Source organism: Streptomyces viridosporus (genome assembly GCF_002078235.1).
In the GTDB taxonomy this organism is placed as follows: Bacteria; Actinomycetota; Actinomycetes; order Streptomycetales; family Streptomycetaceae; genus Streptomyces; species Streptomyces viridosporus.
In genome coordinates, this window is sequence record NZ_MSGP01000780.1 from 1 (window position 1) to 746 (window position 746).

Sequence of the window (746 nt, forward strand, 5' to 3'; positions counted from 1 at the left end):
TGGCCGGTGCGGTCGGGGTGGTCGGCGTGGTCGTCACGGGGTCGCCTCCGTGGTGTGCAGGTGGTGCGCGAAGAGATCGCGCAGCTGTGCGCCGTCGCCGGGGCCGAGCAGCGTGCGGGACCAGCGCAGGGCCAGATGGAGCCGGCCCGCGGTGGAGGCGGTGGTGAAGGTGAGACCGCGGGGCATGCGGGCCGGCGCCGAGAACCACACGGCGTGCGCCCGCCCCGCCTCCTCGCCGAAGTCCAGCGGGTACGGGATCCGCCCGATGTTGCTGAGCAGCGTGGTCGACGTCCAGGGCGCCGCCGCCCGGCGCAGGGCACGGGTGAGGGCGGCACGGCAGGCGACCGGTGCCCAGGGCGCGGTGAGCAGGGCGGCGCCGTGGCCGAGCTGGGGCCGGGGGAGGGACTTCAGCGCGCGGGTGCGCAGGGCGGTGCGGCGCAGCAGCTCGGGCATCGGGACGGAGTCCAGCTCGTCCGGTGCGAAGGACACGTCCACGAGCCGGGTGCCGTTGCCGATCGGCATGGCCGTGTCCCGGGGCCGGTCGTCCACCGGCATGGTGATGCGCAGGGGGCGGCGGGCGGCCCCGCGCTCCCGGTTCCAGTGGGCGACCGTCAGGGCCGTGGCGACCATGAGCTGGTCGTTCACGGTGTACGGGGAGCCCTTCGGCCGGTGCGGGAGCGGCAGTTCGGTGAGGAGCTGGCCGTTGCCGGGGGTCCGCCCGGGTGGCCCCCGGCACCCCCGGGCGG

The 746-nt window shown here is 76.8% G+C and carries 1 pseudogene; it reads right to left on the reverse strand.

Annotation, left to right across the window (positions count from 1 at the left end):
- Window positions 1-33: 33 nt before the first annotated feature.
- Window positions 34-746, reverse strand: a pseudogene (locus tag B7L92_RS37440) (condensation protein); the annotation flags it as partial.